The organism is Aeromonas sp. 600886 (assembly GCF_049174935.1).
GTDB lineage: Bacteria > Pseudomonadota > Gammaproteobacteria > Enterobacterales > Aeromonadaceae > Aeromonas > Aeromonas veronii_A.
In genome coordinates this window covers 98,471-114,804 of sequence record NZ_JAAKUB010000007.1, presented here as the reverse complement: position 1 = coordinate 114,804, position 16,334 = coordinate 98,471, and the positions used below count along the sequence as shown (strand labels likewise).

Here is a 16,334-nt window from a genome sequence, read left to right as displayed (position 1 = left end):
CCAAGTTGCCTCATTATAGAAACAGGTAACTCAATTTCTAGCCAGCAAAAAATTAACATTGTGTACTGGTAGCTTCACGATGTTCTCCGTTATTGTATGCTGCTGCTTCGCTAGCCACACCAGATCACAGATACCATCCGTCGGTTCGAATGCAGCAGGAGCATGCATCAGGATCTCGCGCACTTGCTGTTGATCAAAACGGTGACAAGCATCATCCAGCGAGGCCAGCAAGGGGCGCAGTCGGGACCAGGGCAGCCAGCTCTCTTGTGCCACCATGATCCTGGGGTGTTCGGTTCCTCTGGCATCATCACCAATCAGTAACTCTTCGTAGAGCTTTTCGCCCGGCCGCAACCCCGTCACCTCTATGGCGATATCACCATCGGGACGCTGCTCATCACGCAGTGTCAGGCCGCTGAGGCGTATCATGCGCTTGGCCAGCTCCATGATCCGTACCGGTTGCCCCATATCGAGCACAAAGACGTCGCCCCCCTCCCCCATGGCGCCGGCCTGGATCACCAACTGGGCAGCCTCAGGTATCGTCATGAAGTAACGGATGATATCGGGGTGAGTCAGGGTGATAGGCCCCCCCTTATCTATCTGCTGTCTGAATAACGGCACCACTGAGCCGGAAGATCCAAGAACATTGCCAAAGCGCACCATACAAAAACGGGTGCTGTGCTTCTCGCGGGTCAAGGCTTGCAAGATCAATTCGGCCAGACGCTTGCTGGCGCCCATGGTATTGGTTGGCCGCACGGCTTTATCGGTAGAGATCAGCACGAATGTTTCCACCCCTGCCTCAATGGCCGCCTGTGCCGCATAAAGAGTGCCGAATACATTGTTACGTACCCCTTCAATGATGTTGAACTCAACCAGCGGGACATGTTTGTAAGCAGCTGTATGGTAGACGGTCTGGATCCTGAAGCTCTGCATCACCGTTTTTAGACGATGCTGGCGCTGTACTGAACCCAATAACGGCACCAGATCCGTTTCGATTTCTTCACGCTGACACTGCTCCCGCAGGTTCTTGTGCAGGACATAGAGGGCGTATTCGGATAGTTCGAACAGTACCAGAGTGGATGGACGGCACCGCAAGATTTGGCGACAGAGCTCAGAACCAATAGAGCCACCGGCACCTGTCACCATGACCGCTTTGCCCTTGATATTGGCTTCCATCAAGGTGGTCACAGGCTCTACCGGATCTCTGCCCAACAGATCGTCGATGGAAACCTCATTGAGCTGATCTATGCGAGCAGAGCCATTGACCAGATCGGCCATTCCCGGGATAGAGAGCACTTCGCAAGAGAGGGGCTCAAGTGCATTAATCACCTCCTGACGACGAGCCCTGGTGCTGCTCGGCATAGCCAGCAAGATCTTCTGCACCCCATGGTGGTCAATCAGAGTTGGCAGCTGAGCACTGTGATAAACGGTACAACCCTGGATCACGCATCCCTGTTTGGCGGGATCGTCATCAATAAAGGCGACGGGATAAAACTCATTACCTTGCAACAAGGCCATTTGCAGTTGTCGACCCGAAGAGCCCGCGCCATAGATCAATACCTGGGTACGAGCCAAACGGGTGGTATTAAGGAGCGCCCGGAAAAACAGCCGCACACCGCCAACCAGTAACACCAAAAAGGAGAGATAGATAACAGATACCGTTCTCGGCAGAAAGATATCAAAGTAAAACGCAGAGAGAACAAAGAAACAGGTTGAAAGAAATGCCCCTAGCGAGATTGTCCATAGCACCCGAAAGCTGACGTATCGCAGCACTGCGCGATAAAGCCCCAGCCTTACAAACAAACTGATGCTGACAATGATAATTGCGCCAAGCAGTGCCCAGTGATGCGGGCTATCGATTGGCCAGTTGTGTTCAAGCCGGATCCAGTACGCACCCCAATAGGTCATGGTGATCAAGAGCATATCAACGGCGACAGAGATGACACGCTTGCTGGCTCGTGACAGGGAGCCCAGGCAAGTCAGTAGCCAGCTCCCACCGGGTAAAAGCTCATTTCTCATTCTGGTACTCCTGCATTCAGGTGATACGCAAGAAAAGCTAACGGCAAGTAGGCAATGACCAGACCGCTCACACCATCGAGCTGGCCCAATACAATCATGACAGCGATCGGCGCAAGCCAGAGGCTATTTATAAGAAGCACAGCCAAGGTTACGTTTCGATGGCTCTGCCAACGCCTCGCCAGATATTGATAGCCATGAGTACGATGCGCCTCGCTCAGACGACATTTCAGACGATAGCGATTCAGTAACGTCCAGGTCGCATCAACCACAAAGACTCCGAGCATGACGAGCCATGCCCACAGGAATTGAGGCGCAGAAGCGGCATCCAGCAGCATCAGGGAAGCCAGCATCAAGCCAAGAAATCCGCTGCCACCATCCCCCATAAAGATCCTGGCGGGCGGAAAATTCCAGCACAAGAAGCCAGCCGCCGAAATCCCCAGTAGCAGGATCAAACTGGCAGACGACCACTCCCCCCCAACCAGATAGTGAAATAACGTCATGAACAGACAGACGACAACGGCTTCACCTGCCGCCAAGCCATCGATGCCATCCATAAAGTTGTAGAGATTGATAAACCAGATCACCCCCAGCCAGACCAGCAGGTAACCAAACCAGGCCAGATCGAGCTGCCAACCAAAGAAGGTCAGCGCTGGCAAACCATTAACCGCAGAAACCACCAAAGCGGCCGCCATGCTCTGCACAATCAGGCGGGTTCGAGGCTTGAGAGAGATGTGGTCATCGATAAAACCAACCAATGCAATGCCCAGCGCCGCAGCCCATATCAATGCAAAGCTGCTCTGGGATATGCCGGCGGGCAGTGGGATCAGGGTAACAAACAACGGGGCTGCCAGCAGAAAGGTCGCCACGATAGCCATGCCACCGCCTCTCGGGGTAGGCATCTGATGCGAACTGCGATGATTGGGTTGGTCAAGCAAGCGGGTCTGGGCGTAGCGCCTGAGCAGGCCGGTCATGGTAATTGAAAGAAAAAGACAAAACATCGACAACAAAACAAATGCCAGCATCAAGACGACTCACTATGGATTGACGCCATCAGAGATAAGGTCTGAGAGAGCGAATAGGGTGCCGACCATTGTAATCGGCTCTGAGCCTTGCGGGTATTCATTTCCAGAGAGCCATAAATCCGTTGTAGCTTGGCATCAATCCCCAAACAGCGTCCAAGCCCTCTTATTACTCCTGGTGGGAGATAAAAGAGCCGACAGCTAACCCCTTCTGCTTCTGCAATCGCCGCCAACAACTGAGACGTCGACACTGCGACAGGATCTGCGACTAAAAAGACCTGGTTCACTGCGGCAGGGTGCTCCATCGCATGGGCAATGAAGTCACACAAATTAGGTAACGCCAACAGGCTACGCGCATTGGTCAAACGGGCAAAGGGTAGCGGGATCCCTTTGCGCACCCACGTCATCATGCTGGCAAAGTTAGCCTTCACCCCTTCCCCGTAAATAAGAGGAGGACGGATGATGGTTACAGCCATACCACACTCTTTCGCGAGTGCCATCAGCCCCTGCTCCGCCTCATACTTCGAGCGTCCATAGGGATCTTCTGGCGGACTTTGCACATTCTCATCAAATGGCTTGCCTGGCTCGGTCTGCTCGCCATTCACTTTGATCGAGCTGATAAAGATGAAGCGCTTCACCCCAGCCTCAGCCGCTTGTCGAGCAAGCGTTAGGGTGCCCTCTGTATTCACCGCTCGAAATGCTGCCAGGGGATCTGTCGCGGTATCCGACATCACGTGCACCCTGGCAGCACAGTGAACAACCACATCCACCTGTTGCAATTGGGCTGTCCAGTTGGCATCCGCAGTCAGAGAGGGAGCCTGAACATGGTAAGAAGCCAGCGGGTGACTTCGCACCGCTCCTTTAACATTCGCCCCCAGAGCCAGCAAGTGTTCACAGACCGCCTTGCCTACAAATCCGTTGGCACCTGTGACAAGAATTCTAGGTATGGACATACAGTTTGAGATAGGCATTTCAAGATGAATAATAATTTGAGATAACCTTTTCATATAACGTCATATATTTATCAATCATGACGTCGGCAGTAAAGTTATGTTCAAATCTAGCCTTTGCATTTTTCCCCATACGCTCAGCTTCATCTTGATCATCCCATAACTTTTTCATTGCAGATGAGAGAGCCTCACTATTTGCTGGCTCAACTGCCAAGCCGGTTTCACCATGCAGATTTATATATGTAGTGCCTGTACCAATTTCGCAAGTAATCATTGGCTTACCATACATTGATGCCTCTAACAAAGTCATACCAAACGCTTCAGAACGCAGATGAGATGGAAATACCACAGCGTAACATAACTCCAGTAAAATATTTTTTTCAGCGTCACTTACTGGACCAACAAACAACGTATTTTTTAATCCTAACTTATCCGCCTGAGACTTCAACTCCTTTTCACATGGGCCTTCACCAATTATTATCAAAGGATAATCAAGTCCACGCATAGCATCAAGGACAAATGACAACCCCTTATAATATCGTAAAAATCCGATAAAAAGAAAAAAACGCCCTTTTATTTTATCATTCCATTTATTCGATAACGATAGTTCTGCATAACTTGGAGATACCTTTTCCAGACCGAATGGTATCACCTCAACATCCTTTTTTAGGCTAGAGAGAACAGGGCTGGTCTTGACATAATTGGGTGAAGAAGCGACCACAGCATCAACTTTATTTAGAAAAGACATCATCAATGGCTTATAAAGTTGTAGCAGGTATTTTTGTTTGACAATGTCAGAATGGTAACTGACCACCGTCGGCTTTTTAGGATTAACCCAAAAATGAACGAGATCCATATAGGGCCACGGAAAATGATAATGAATAATATCAGCTTTCTCAGCCAGTCGCCTGAATTCGACAATCGCAGACCATGAAAAACCAGTCGAAGCTATATAAAAATCTTCTTTTGCAGCATGCACACTATGATTAGCGATGTTAAAATTTCGACCAGCATTCTCAGCACTTAAACATAATACATCGACCTCATGCCCTCTTTTTACTGCACCTTCCGCAAGCTGATATATGACTTGTTGCACACCACCGTAAGCATCTGGATAATATGTTTTAAAAAAATGAAGAATTTTCATTATCTTCCAAGCCCTTATCTAAAAAATAGTTCTTTGTGTATTGATGAACATCTGGTGATGCAAGAAGGTCTACTATATCAAACCATTTATACTTTGAATGCTGAGCAACAGAGAATGAATTTATATCATGGTCTAGTTCTATTGAATACGCTAAAACAACATAGTGAGTTGGAGTCATAACGTCATAAAAAGAATCTTTATAAAAATGCTCGTAGACTCCAATAAATTTAGCTTTCGAATTCTGTAACGTCACACCAAGCTCATTCTCAGCAACTCTTTTAAAGGCATCTAATATAGCTTCTCCCTTTTTTATCCTGCCCCCCAAAACAAACCAATGATCGGCTGCAGGTCTATTTCTTCTGAGACCGAGAAGATATCGCCCTGAACTATCAGAAATCACCAGATCAATCGAGATTAAGGGGGTGTTTTTTATTGTTTTTAAAAAATCATCATCCGTAAGATGCATATCTCGCCCCAAGATGTTATTTATATTTCTTTGCTGGCACACCCACATAAATTCCGGGCTGATCTATAGTGTTTACAACACACGCACCTGCACCAACAGTAATCTCGTCGCGAACAGTAATATTGTTGATTATAGTCGCGCCAGCACCTATAAAACATAACGTCCCAATATTAACTGAACCTGCCACTGTACTGTTGACCGATACATGCGTAAATTCATCAACACAGACGTCATGTTCAATTATTGCACCTGAATTGATAATGCATCCCTCACCAATTTTAACTGAAGGACCAATGTGCCCATGATGACCGACGAATGTTCCTTTACCTATGATAGAGTTAATACCAATCGTGGCTGTGGCAGAAATCAAGGTGGCAACTTGCCACCCCATTTTCCCCAATATCTCTAACTGTAACTTTCTTTTATGATTATCACCTACTGCAGAAAAAAAAATCCACTCATCGGGAGAGATTACATCCCACGAAGGAAAAACTGGATAACCCAAAATACTCTCGCCAGGTTTTGCATTATCATCAATAAAGCATAACGTTGAAAATCCTAACGATAATGCTACATCAGCCACACTTCTTGCATGTCCACCACATCCTAAAATGGCCAACTTCTTTGAATCTACCACATTATTTCTCCAAGCAACTAATACGCTCAAGTATATCGATATGCTCATTTACAACATCAGACCATGTACGCATTGATAACTGATCGTATATCTGCAACTGTTTTCGTAGTAAGATGTCCTTATGGTGGAGTGCCCATTCTATTCTCTTAGCCATATCTCTCCAATCATATGGATCAAAAAATGTCATTTCCTGTAACTCAGGGTCAGTAAGAATTTCTTCAGTTACAGGAATACGAGCCATAACAACTGGAGTATTAACAGATAACGCCTCAGTAAATGTAAATGGACACCCACCTTCACTTAGACTTGGATTGACAGCTAGTTCAGCAAGATGATAACAAGCAGCTAATTCTGGAACAGACAAGCCATGCAAAAACAGAACATCCAACTCTAATTCCTGTTCTTTGATAAATGTAGCTATTTCTGATATCTCACTCTGACTCCCTGTCACAATCAACTTGCATGATAAAAAACGCTCTCTTAATAAATAATTATATGCCTTAAAAAGGCTTAGCATATTTTTATTAGGTCTAGTCTGACTCGCATAAAATATAAATTTCACCTCATCATTACTAAAACCAGATATATACCTAGTTTTATTAGATTTTTTAAGCGCATTCATAAAGTCTGAACGAGCCTGCAAATTAACTTCTTCACATTGAAGACTTTTACCATCAGGTGAGATAGTCCTGTCTAGCGTGTTTGGAGCATGATGAATCACTGATATGTGAGCAGGGTTTACTTTATAACGTTCAACTAAAGTATCCCATTTAACTTTATTACTATAGGTAACAAAATGATCTCCATCACGAATAGTTGACTCAATTTTTCTGAACGTTTGAAGAAAACGCTCTCCTCCAACATTGCAAAATCCGACTGGAAACTCCGTCAAGACAACATCAGGCACACATAGCAAACGAGGTGCATGTATTTTATTAAATTCAGGCCAAAAGGCAGTAGGGCAATACCAAGCAGATATATCGCTCAATGAGTCAACCAGATTTAGCATCCTTTTAGACTCAGCGGCTTCAAGTTTATTGTATAGACTTATCACTAGCCCATCGTTTTTGGGTGATGATATTATACTGGACATTCGTATCAAATACTTTATGAAGAATTTAAGTAATGTTCCCTTAACTACACTTGATATTTTAATAAGCAACGCAACAAACATAAGAAGAGCTATGAATACAGGAGCCAAACCTATTAAAAGAATGCCAATAATCGCAACTTCAAAAAGTATTGGAATAATATCCCGAAGAGAAACGGCGGATATCAGATAAGATTCAACCCGGTTTAAATACCGATCAGTAAGATGACGTAGATATTCCTTTGCGTTTGACAGAACTCTATATTTATTTCTTCGATTCTTTTTATATGAAATATACTTCTCGTAAATAGACAATATTAATGGCTTCGAATCTGGCGACTGAATAACAAACTTATCTAATGGAACATTTTCACTTTCAAATAATGCATATAAACCACTTTTTGACCAACTAGGACACACTATTGTAAACTGCACTTCATTTCGAGAGATAGCTCCCTTCATAAACGAAGCCAAATAGCGCCCTAGACCTTCACTTCTCAAATCCACATTTGGTGCATACGACAAAAAAATACCATAGTTTTTCTTCATCACTTTAATAGTTCCTTAATTGCAAGCCAATAGCACTCCGAATAGTTAGCCACATTATTCCGCATTAATTCATCACCAGACGGCAACGTAATTTTGGCCGCATTTTCTTGCATAAAAAGCAACTTATCTGCCATATCATATGGATCCGATGAGTCCATCCATTTCAAGGAAAGATTGAACTGCTCATTAATTTCTCTCATTGCAGGATAATTGCTAGAAAGCCCCGGCGTTTTCAAATATGCAGCCTCTATAACAGAAAATGTCCCATTATCAATAGAAGCTGGATGCCATAAAAACTCAGCATTCGCTAAAAGCTTCTTGTATGCAGATGTCGAAAGCTCACCCTTTAAAACTAAATTTTGTGACAATAATAATGATGATGACAGTACTCTCAAAATATCTGCGTTAAAATTGGAAGGATCCGATTCGAACACCGCATGAGAGTCCACACCTGTAACTATACATTTTAAATTACCACCAAGAACCTCATAATAATGCTTCAAAGCTCTAACTGCATTTAGATGATTTTTATGAATGGCTTTATTAGTTGTCCATACAAAATACTTATCATGAATGTCAATAAGTTCAACAGAAGACGAGAAATCTGGTGCCAACATAGGAAGTAGGCTCAACTTTGACTTATCTAATCCAGCATACTGAAGAGCATCATCATAAGTGAATTTTGTGGTAACAATAACCTTATCAGCTCGTCTCGCAACGGATAAGAATGACATATTAATATCTTCATTGATGATTTTTCGATAACGCTGTAAATAATCGTAGATAACTGCAACAACTGGTCTAATAGGAAGTATGGGATGTTCCAATCGGTCAGACACGATTACCCAAACATCGCAATCACATAAATTCTGAATCCCATCGTTTGGCACAAAATAATCACAATTATCAGGCTCCCATGTAGCATTTCCACTATAACACATAGCTCTTCTAGCTTCAGCGGGAGATATAGTCATCCATTTAAATGAGCGCTTTACTGTTGACCTTGGTAAGTCATCAAGCTCACCTTCCGCTTCAAGATATTCAAGATCAGGATGAAGAAAAATAATCTCAACATTATCTTTATCAGCTTTGCTTCCAAGATAAAACGCCTCTACAAGTAACTTTGCAGCTCTTAAACTCCCTCCTCTGTATGGGATAGGTACAATAACTGCAACCCTTAACGGTTTAATCAAGTATGCTGGCTTAACTTCACTTTCCATTACATGACACCCATAACCTTGACTATCAAAAGTCATAAAAACAGTCCATTTATAGATCTATAGTATTCAATTGCATTGGGCATATCACCATCGAACACAATCTCTCCATGATGAAATACTACTCCTCTATGACAAATTTCTTTCAACGCACCAAAATCATGAGATGCTAGAATCAAAATTTCTGCATTTTCAATAAGTTGAGATATTCTGCTTTTAGCTTTGGCCATAAAGTTTGCATCACCCGCACCTATAACCTCATCAAGGAGTAATATATCACCTCCTACAGTTGTTGATATGGCAAATGCTAGTCTTACCTGCATGCCTGCAGAGTAAGTTTTAATTGGATAATCAATAAACTCACCCAAACCAGCAAACTCTACGATCTCATTTTCTTTCTCTTTCATAAAAGTCGGAGAGAGGCCAAGCAGAAGACCACGATAGAGAATATTCTCTCGGCCTGTTGCATCAGGTTCAAAACCTAGACTTAAATCAAAAAGAGAACGAACTTGCCCTTCAACAATTAATTTACCACTAGATATAGGATAGAGACCTGCCACCGTTTTAAGAAATGTACTTTTTCCTGCACCATTATGCCCTAAGAGCCCAACCCTCTCTCCATTATTTATTTCTAGCGTAATATTTTTTAATGCATGAATATCAGAAACAGAACGTTCTGCTTTTCCTTTTTTAAAAGCAGTAGAGAAAAGAGACTTTAGTGACCGCTCTTTGTAAGCTACTGATGCATAATGAAGGTTAACACTCTCAAGTTTAATTTTATTCTTTTTCATAGGTAGAAGATCACTTTTTTCTCTGCATTTCGGCCAATCAGCCACGCAAGCAAAAATAGGAAAGCAGCAGTTATTAGACTAAATGTATAGTTCTCTAGACTCGGCCATTCACCTTTTAGTAGTGGTGCTCTTATAATTTGCAATACATGATACACAGGATTGTAATCGACTAACCAATCCAATCCGCCAGAACGGAACATACGTTCTTCGAAATATACCGGAGAGATAAACCATATCGCTTGCATGACTAATCCCATCGCATGTGGTACATCTCTAAATCTAACCCCGATATAGGCTAGCAATGTTGATAATGGCCATGCTATAAGTGCCAATATTGGGAAAACAGTTAAGGTGGCTAGCCAGGTTATATTTATATTTTGTGGCAATACAACTATTGACCAAGCAAATAGAGCCAAACTGGCAAGTGCAAGTACTATAATGCTGCTCAAGACAGTTCGTAATGTATATATTGCTAATGGATGCTTGCATTGTTTAATGTAGGCATCTGCTTGCACAAACGCAAGTGAACCACCAATGGTATTGGCTACTACAAAATCCCAGACTATAATTCCTGACAAAATATAGGGTGCATACGTCACTATGTCCGTATTAAACATTTTACTAAAAACTATAGATATTAATAATGTCATACCTAAAGGTTGAATAAATGACCATAATACACCGAAAAAAGACCGCCGCCAACGAGAGCGTAGATCCGATAAAGCGAGATGCTGCCAAAAATATCTAGCATCCCAAATACCCCTAACATAAGAAAGACTCATAAAACTCCCACCAACTTAAAATAACCCTTCACCAACGAAAGATGAAGGGTTATTTATTTAACATTACTTATTTAAATAAAAATCAGAAATTACGTTGCAGATATAATCAACATCTTTTTCCAATAATTCAGGGTAACTTGGTAAATTCATTCCTCTTGAGCTGATATCTTCAGCAACAGGAAATTTATGTTCCGTAAATACATGTGGCATCGTATTAGCTAAAGGAAACAATGGCCTTGTCTCAACATCATGACTCTTTAGAACTGTTCTGAGCAAGTCTCTATCTTGTGCATTCTCGACTAGGATCGAGCACATCCAAAATGAATGCCTGGTATTCTCAATCTCTTTGTGGAATGTTATCGGCAAATGGTTTAATCGACGCTGATACCAACTGGCAATCTCTCTTTTTTTTGCAATTATCTCGTCTGCTTGCTCTAATTGTGCCAGGCCAATCGCAGCACATATATTTGTCATGCGATAATTAAATGCCAACGCATCATGCCAATACTCTTTAACCTTCGAAACACCTTGGCTCTTCAAGTGGCATGCCAAGTCATGGACATTTTTATCCTTTGAAACAACCATGCCACCTTCGCCGGTAGTTATTGTCTTATTTCCAAAGAAACTGAATGTTGCCACATCACCAAATGTACCAACATGCTTATTCTTATAAAGAGTACCGAACGCCTCCGCACAGTCTTCTATCAAAAACAAGTTATGTTTCTTACAAACATCGACTAACGCATCCATATCACATGGTAAACCATAAAGATGCACAGCCATGACAGCCTTGGTCTTTGTTGTGATTTTTGCTATTACATCATTGACATCGATGTTCCATGTATCTGGTAGCGAGTCAACATAGACTGCTTTTGCACCGGTCTGAATGATTGTATTCACTGAGGCAATATATGTGAATGAAGGAACAATAACCTCATCACCAGGACCAATACCTAAAGCAGCCAACGCCAAATGAAGTGCTACAGTACCATTACTCACTGTTGTACAATTTTCTGCACCAATATACTTTGAAAATGCAGATTCAAATCTGTTAATAAACTCACCTTTTGAAGAGATCCATGTTGAATCAAGGCATTCATTAACATATTTTTTTTCATTACCAGATAATCTTGGTTGATATACTGGAATCATAGTCACTCCACACTGACATTAACATCAAAGCCATGAGATTTCAGCAAGGCATGCTGGCGAGCTTGCTGCAAATCATATGCAACCATCTCACTTACCATTTCTGCGAGTGTCGTTTCCGGCTCCCAACCCAGCTTATTTTTTGCATTAGATGGGTCACCAAGAAGAGTCTCTACCTCGGCCGGTCTGAAATAACGTGGATCAACACATACGATAATATCACCGACCTTCAATGCCGGCGCCTTATCTCCATAAATCGCCGAAACGACAGCTTTTTCCTCGACGCCGCTTCCAACAAAGTTCAATTCAATACCTAACTCAGCAGCGGCCATTTTTATAAATTCACGGACACTATATTGCACTCCAGTTGCAATGACAAAGTCCTCTGGCTGCTCTTGTTGCAACATCATCCATTGCATCTTGACATAGTCTCTTGCATGTCCCCAATCACGCAATGAGTCCATGTTTCCCATATACAGGCACTTTTCGAGGCCTTGAGCAATATTTGACAAACCTCGAGTAATTTTTCTAGTGACAAATGTTTCTCCACGACGGGGTGACTCATGATTAAACAAAATACCATTACAAGCATACATACCATATGCCTCACGATAATTCACCGTAATCCAGTACGCATACATTTTTGCAACAGCATAAGGGCTGCGCGGATAAAAAGGTGTTGTCTCTCGCTGCGGAATTTCTTGCACGAGGCCGTATAGTTCGGATGTCGATGCCTGATAAAAACGAGTTTTTTTTGTCAGTCCCAAGAAACGAATAGCTTCCAATAAGCGTAAAGTACCTATCGCATCAACATCCGCAGTATATTCTGGTGAATCAAAACTAACAGCGACATGAGATTGAGCACCAAGATTATAAACTTCATCTGGTTGAACTTCGGCTATAATTCTCGTTAGATTTGATGAATCCGTTAAGTCACCATAATGTAGTTTAAAATCAACGTTCTCTTCATGAGGGTCTTTATAAATGTGGTCTACACGTTGTGTATTAAACTGAGATGCACGGCGCTTAATACCATGGACTTCATACCCCTTCTCTAATAGAAACTCAGCCAGATATGAACCATCCTGACCAGTCACCCCAGTAATTAACGCTACTTTCTTGGACATTTTCAGTACTCTCCTTATAAGTTGTTGATCATTTTATGTAATGAATTCAAACCAGACGTTAACTTGCTTATATCGTTTTTGCTTTCAACATTAAGCCTTAGTAATGGTTCTGTGTTTGAAATGCGAACATTAAATCGCCAATCATTCATTTCAATACTAAGACCATCTACATATTCTACCTTGACAGCAAGTGGCGCATAGACCTCTTCCAGCTTCTTTATTATCTCAAGAGCATTATCAACTCTATAATTTATCTCACCACTGCATGGATAGGCTTTAACACGTTCAGCAACTAAACTAGACAATGTGGATTTTTTTAGTGATAGCAAGTTAATTACTAGTAACCAAGGAATCATACCGCTATCACAGTAGCCAAAGTCACGGAAATAGTGATGGGCACTCATTTCACCACCATATATTGCATTCTCACTGCGCATCCGTTCTTTAATAAATGCGTGACCAGTTTTGCTTTGTACTGGTGTACCACCAGACTTTTCAACGATATCAATAGTATTCCATGTCAAGCGCGGATCATGAATGATTTTCTCATGAGGATTATCTACTAAAAATGCCTCTGCTAATAATCCAACAATATAGTATCCTTCGATGAAATCACCATTTTCATCAAACAGAAAACAGCGATCAAAATCACCATCCCAAGCAATACCCATATCAGCATGATAGAACTTTACCGCTTCCGATGTAGCACTTCTATTTTCAGGAAGCAATGGGTTAGGAATACCATTGGGAAAGTTACCATCTTCCTCATGATGAATTTTTATAAACTCAACAGGAACATTGAGGGTATTGAAACGTCGCTCGATAACATCAAGCACATGCCCTGCCGCCCCGTTACCGGCATTCACAACTAGCTTGAGTGGACGTAATTGATGCGGCTTTATATACGTCAGCAAATGATCGACATAAGCATCTAGTATCGATTTTTTAATCAATGTTCCTTGCCGGGAGGATGCAATGAAGTCACCCTTTTCAGCCAATGCTCGAATATCATTCAAACCACTATCACCACTAATTGGACAAGCATCACGACCAACCAGTTTCATGCCATTGTAATCCATAGGGTTATGACTGGCCGTCACTTCTATAGCACCATCAATGTCTAACGTAAATGCTGCAAAATAGGTTTCTTCAGTCCCCGTAGTCCCTAAGTCGATGACATCACAACCGGCATCAAGAATCCCTCTTGCAAGTGCTTGCTTTAGGCTTTCGCTCGTGAGTCTAACATCGCCTCCAACAGCAATTGTCGTTGCATTTAGATACTGTGCAGTTGCACGGCCAATACGGTATGCAATCTCAGTGTTCAGCTCATCACCCAGTTTGCCGCGAATATCGTAAGCTTTAAAACAAGTAAGATTCATGATGCCCCCTAAATTAAATTCCTTTTCAATAATCAATGATGTCATCTTCACCTAAATATTCACCCGTTTGCACCTCTAGCATAACTAAATCGATGAGACCTGGATTTTTTAATTGGTGACGATGCCCAGCAGGAATATATGTAGATTGGTTAGCAGTTAGCAAGGCAATTTGGTCTTCATAGAAAACCTCTGCAACACCAGATAATACCACCCAGTGTTCATTTCTATGATGATGCATTTGCATCGTTAAGCTAGCCCCAGGTTTAACTTCAAGTCTTTTTATTTTAAAACGCTCTCCCACCTCAAGTAACGTATAACGTCCCCATGGACAATAGACTGTACGATGTATTTTATATGCATCATTATTTATCGTCTTAAGGTGATTATAAATTAATTTTACATCCTGACTACTTTCTTTGTGAGCGACCAATAGAGCATCAGCAGTATCAACAATTACTAGGTTTTCTACACCTACAGCACCAATAACCCGATCCTCGCTCGAAATATAACAATTTGAGGTAGCATGTAAAATTGCATGCCCCTGAACGGTGTTTCCATCGTCATCAGCTTGATGTAGTTCACTTATTGCAGCCCAAGACCCAATATCACTCCAGCCTATGTCACATGGAACTACTGAAACATTTCCTGATTTTTCCATCACGGCATAATCTATCGAGATGTCTGGAACATGGATAAATGTGTCAGGGTCCAGATCAATATGCTTGACCTTTTTACTTTGAACCGAATCGGACTTGTCAAGGCAAGCTTTTGTTGCTATCAATACTTCCGGACAATGCAAGTCCATCTCTGCAATCATTGTACTTGCTTTAAAGCAAAACATACCTGAATTCCAGAAGAAGCGACCGCTTTCAACGTACTCAATTGCCTTATCCAATGTTGGCTTTTCAACAAAGCGCAAAACCTCTGAACCAAGAGCTTCAATGTAACCATAACCTGTTTCAGGTATTGTGGGTTTAATACCAAATGTGACTAACCGTCCTGCTTTTGCTAATTCAATAGCGCAGGAAACAGCATCATCGAATGCAACTTGCTCTGTGATCAAGTGATCAGCAGCCAAGACCAACAAGACCGCATCATCGCCATATGTATCGCGAGCATAAATTGCTGCAGATGCTACTGCTGCTGCAGTGTTACGGCCATAAGGTTCAAGAATAAATGAAGTCTGAATTTCATTACTATTAACTTCTTTAAATGAATCTAGTGTTTTGAAATAAAGGTCTCGATTAGTAATAGTTAATACTTCACTGACATCTGATAATTTTGCTCCACGTAAAAATGCTTTTTGTAAAAAACTTTGATTATCCGATAGTTTAATGAATGGCTTGGGATGTTGTTCACGTGAAACAGGCCATAATCTTGAACCGCTTCCACCACACATAATAGCAGGAATTAAGACAGTCATAGATACACCATAATGTATTTAATGTGTTGATATGATTTTCAGAAATGTTTAGCTGCCATAAATGGCTTTGCATTTTTATCTTTAAGAGATAATATAGGGAGCATATCACTCTCCCACTCTATTCCTAGTTGCTGGTCATTCCAACATATTGTATGTTCAAAGTCAGGTCTATAATAATTGGTTGCTTTATATAAAACTTCTGCTGTTTCTGTTCTAGTTATAAAACCATGGGCGAACCCTTTCGGAATCCACAATTGCCGCTTATTCTCAGCTGATAGATGAACACCGACCCATTTGCCAAAGGTCGGCGAATTTTCACGAATATCCACTGCTACATCAAATACTTCTCCCACAACACATCGCACCAGCTTTCCCTGGGCGTGTGGTGATGATTGATAATGCAGTCCACGCAACACGTTTTTCGAGGATTTAGAATGATTATCTTGAACAAAAGTAACAGGGTATCCTACTGCTTCTTCGAATAGTTTATGGTTGAAACTCTCAAAGAAAAAGCCACGCTCATCACCAAATATTTTTGGCTCAAAAATAAGTACATCAGGTATCGTGGTCTCGATTACATTCATCTTCATAT

At 42.1% G+C, this 16,334-nt stretch carries 15 protein-coding genes; all 15 read right to left on the bottom strand.

Features of this window, described 5'->3' with window-relative positions; genetic code table 11:
- Positions 1-30 precede the first annotated feature (30 nt).
- The 15 genes from G5179_RS07855 to rfbC all read right to left on the bottom strand — a co-directional run bounded on the left by G5179_RS07855 (position 31) and on the right by rfbC (position 16,326).
- A complete protein-coding gene (locus tag G5179_RS07855) occupies positions 31-2,016 on the bottom strand; it encodes a nucleoside-diphosphate sugar epimerase/dehydratase (protein WP_227340924.1) in 1,986 nt (661 codons plus the stop codon).
- Entirely contained in the window at positions 2,013-3,038 is a 1,026-nt protein-coding gene (locus G5179_RS07850; RefSeq protein ID WP_421258150.1) for an MraY family glycosyltransferase, read from the bottom strand. The genes G5179_RS07855 and G5179_RS07850 overlap by 4 nt, the downstream gene beginning before the upstream one ends.
- Entirely contained in the window at positions 3,038-3,988 is a 951-nt protein-coding gene (locus tag G5179_RS07845; RefSeq protein ID WP_421258175.1) for a UDP-glucose 4-epimerase family protein, read from the bottom strand. The genes G5179_RS07850 and G5179_RS07845 overlap by 1 nt, the downstream gene beginning before the upstream one ends.
- A 19-nt stretch (positions 3,989-4,007) precedes the next feature.
- Positions 4,008-5,132 carry a glycosyltransferase family 4 protein gene (locus G5179_RS07840; RefSeq protein WP_421208013.1) on the bottom strand — a complete coding sequence of 375 codons (1,125 nt, stop codon included), beginning with the start codon at positions 5,130-5,132 and terminating at the stop codon, positions 4,008-4,010.
- Positions 5,110-5,598, bottom strand: coding sequence for a GDP-mannose mannosyl hydrolase (locus G5179_RS07835; RefSeq protein ID WP_421222170.1), 489 nt, complete (start codon positions 5,596-5,598; stop codon positions 5,110-5,112). The genes G5179_RS07840 and G5179_RS07835 overlap by 23 nt, the downstream gene beginning before the upstream one ends.
- Before the next feature lie 16 nt (positions 5,599-5,614).
- Entirely contained in the window at positions 5,615-6,265 is a 651-nt protein-coding gene (locus tag G5179_RS07830) for an acetyltransferase (RefSeq protein WP_254204284.1), read from the bottom strand.
- Complete coding sequence (locus G5179_RS07825) at positions 6,237-7,874, bottom strand: glycosyltransferase (protein WP_421258174.1); 1,638 nt, start codon at positions 7,872-7,874, stop codon at positions 6,237-6,239. Before G5179_RS07825 ends, G5179_RS07830 begins: the two co-directional genes overlap by 29 nt.
- A complete protein-coding gene (locus G5179_RS07820) occupies positions 7,874-9,130 on the bottom strand; it encodes a glycosyltransferase (RefSeq protein ID WP_421222168.1) in 1,257 nt (418 codons plus the stop codon). Before G5179_RS07820 ends, G5179_RS07825 begins: the two co-directional genes overlap by 1 nt.
- Complete coding sequence (locus G5179_RS07815) at positions 9,127-9,882, bottom strand: ABC transporter ATP-binding protein (protein WP_421222166.1); 756 nt, start codon at positions 9,880-9,882, stop codon at positions 9,127-9,129. The genes G5179_RS07820 and G5179_RS07815 overlap by 4 nt, the downstream gene beginning before the upstream one ends.
- Complete coding sequence (locus G5179_RS07810) at positions 9,879-10,664, bottom strand: ABC transporter permease (protein ID WP_213386863.1); 786 nt, start codon at positions 10,662-10,664, stop codon at positions 9,879-9,881. Before G5179_RS07810 ends, G5179_RS07815 begins: the two co-directional genes overlap by 4 nt.
- A 63-nt stretch (positions 10,665-10,727) precedes the next feature.
- Entirely contained in the window at positions 10,728-11,816 is a 1,089-nt protein-coding gene (locus G5179_RS07805) for a DegT/DnrJ/EryC1/StrS family aminotransferase (RefSeq protein ID WP_421208008.1), read from the bottom strand.
- Between the two features lie 2 nt (positions 11,817-11,818).
- Positions 11,819-12,940 (bottom strand): GDP-mannose 4,6-dehydratase, encoded by a 1,122-nt coding sequence (gene gmd, locus G5179_RS07800; RefSeq protein ID WP_108540000.1) that lies wholly within the window; start codon positions 12,938-12,940, stop codon positions 11,819-11,821.
- A 14-nt stretch (positions 12,941-12,954) separates the two neighbouring features.
- Positions 12,955-14,364 carry a phosphomannomutase CpsG gene (locus G5179_RS07795; protein WP_302055988.1) on the bottom strand — a complete coding sequence of 470 codons (1,410 nt, stop codon included), beginning with the start codon at positions 14,362-14,364 and terminating at the stop codon, positions 12,955-12,957.
- Positions 14,345-15,742 carry a mannose-1-phosphate guanylyltransferase/mannose-6-phosphate isomerase gene (locus G5179_RS07790; protein WP_421258149.1) on the bottom strand — a complete coding sequence of 466 codons (1,398 nt, stop codon included), beginning with the start codon at positions 15,740-15,742 and terminating at the stop codon, positions 14,345-14,347. Before G5179_RS07790 ends, G5179_RS07795 begins: the two co-directional genes overlap by 20 nt.
- A 38-nt stretch (positions 15,743-15,780) precedes the next feature.
- Positions 15,781-16,326: a dTDP-4-dehydrorhamnose 3,5-epimerase gene (rfbC, locus tag G5179_RS07785; RefSeq protein WP_216954296.1), complete on the bottom strand. Its 546-nt coding sequence runs from the start codon at positions 16,324-16,326 to the stop codon at positions 15,781-15,783.
- Positions 16,327-16,334 lie beyond the last annotated feature (8 nt).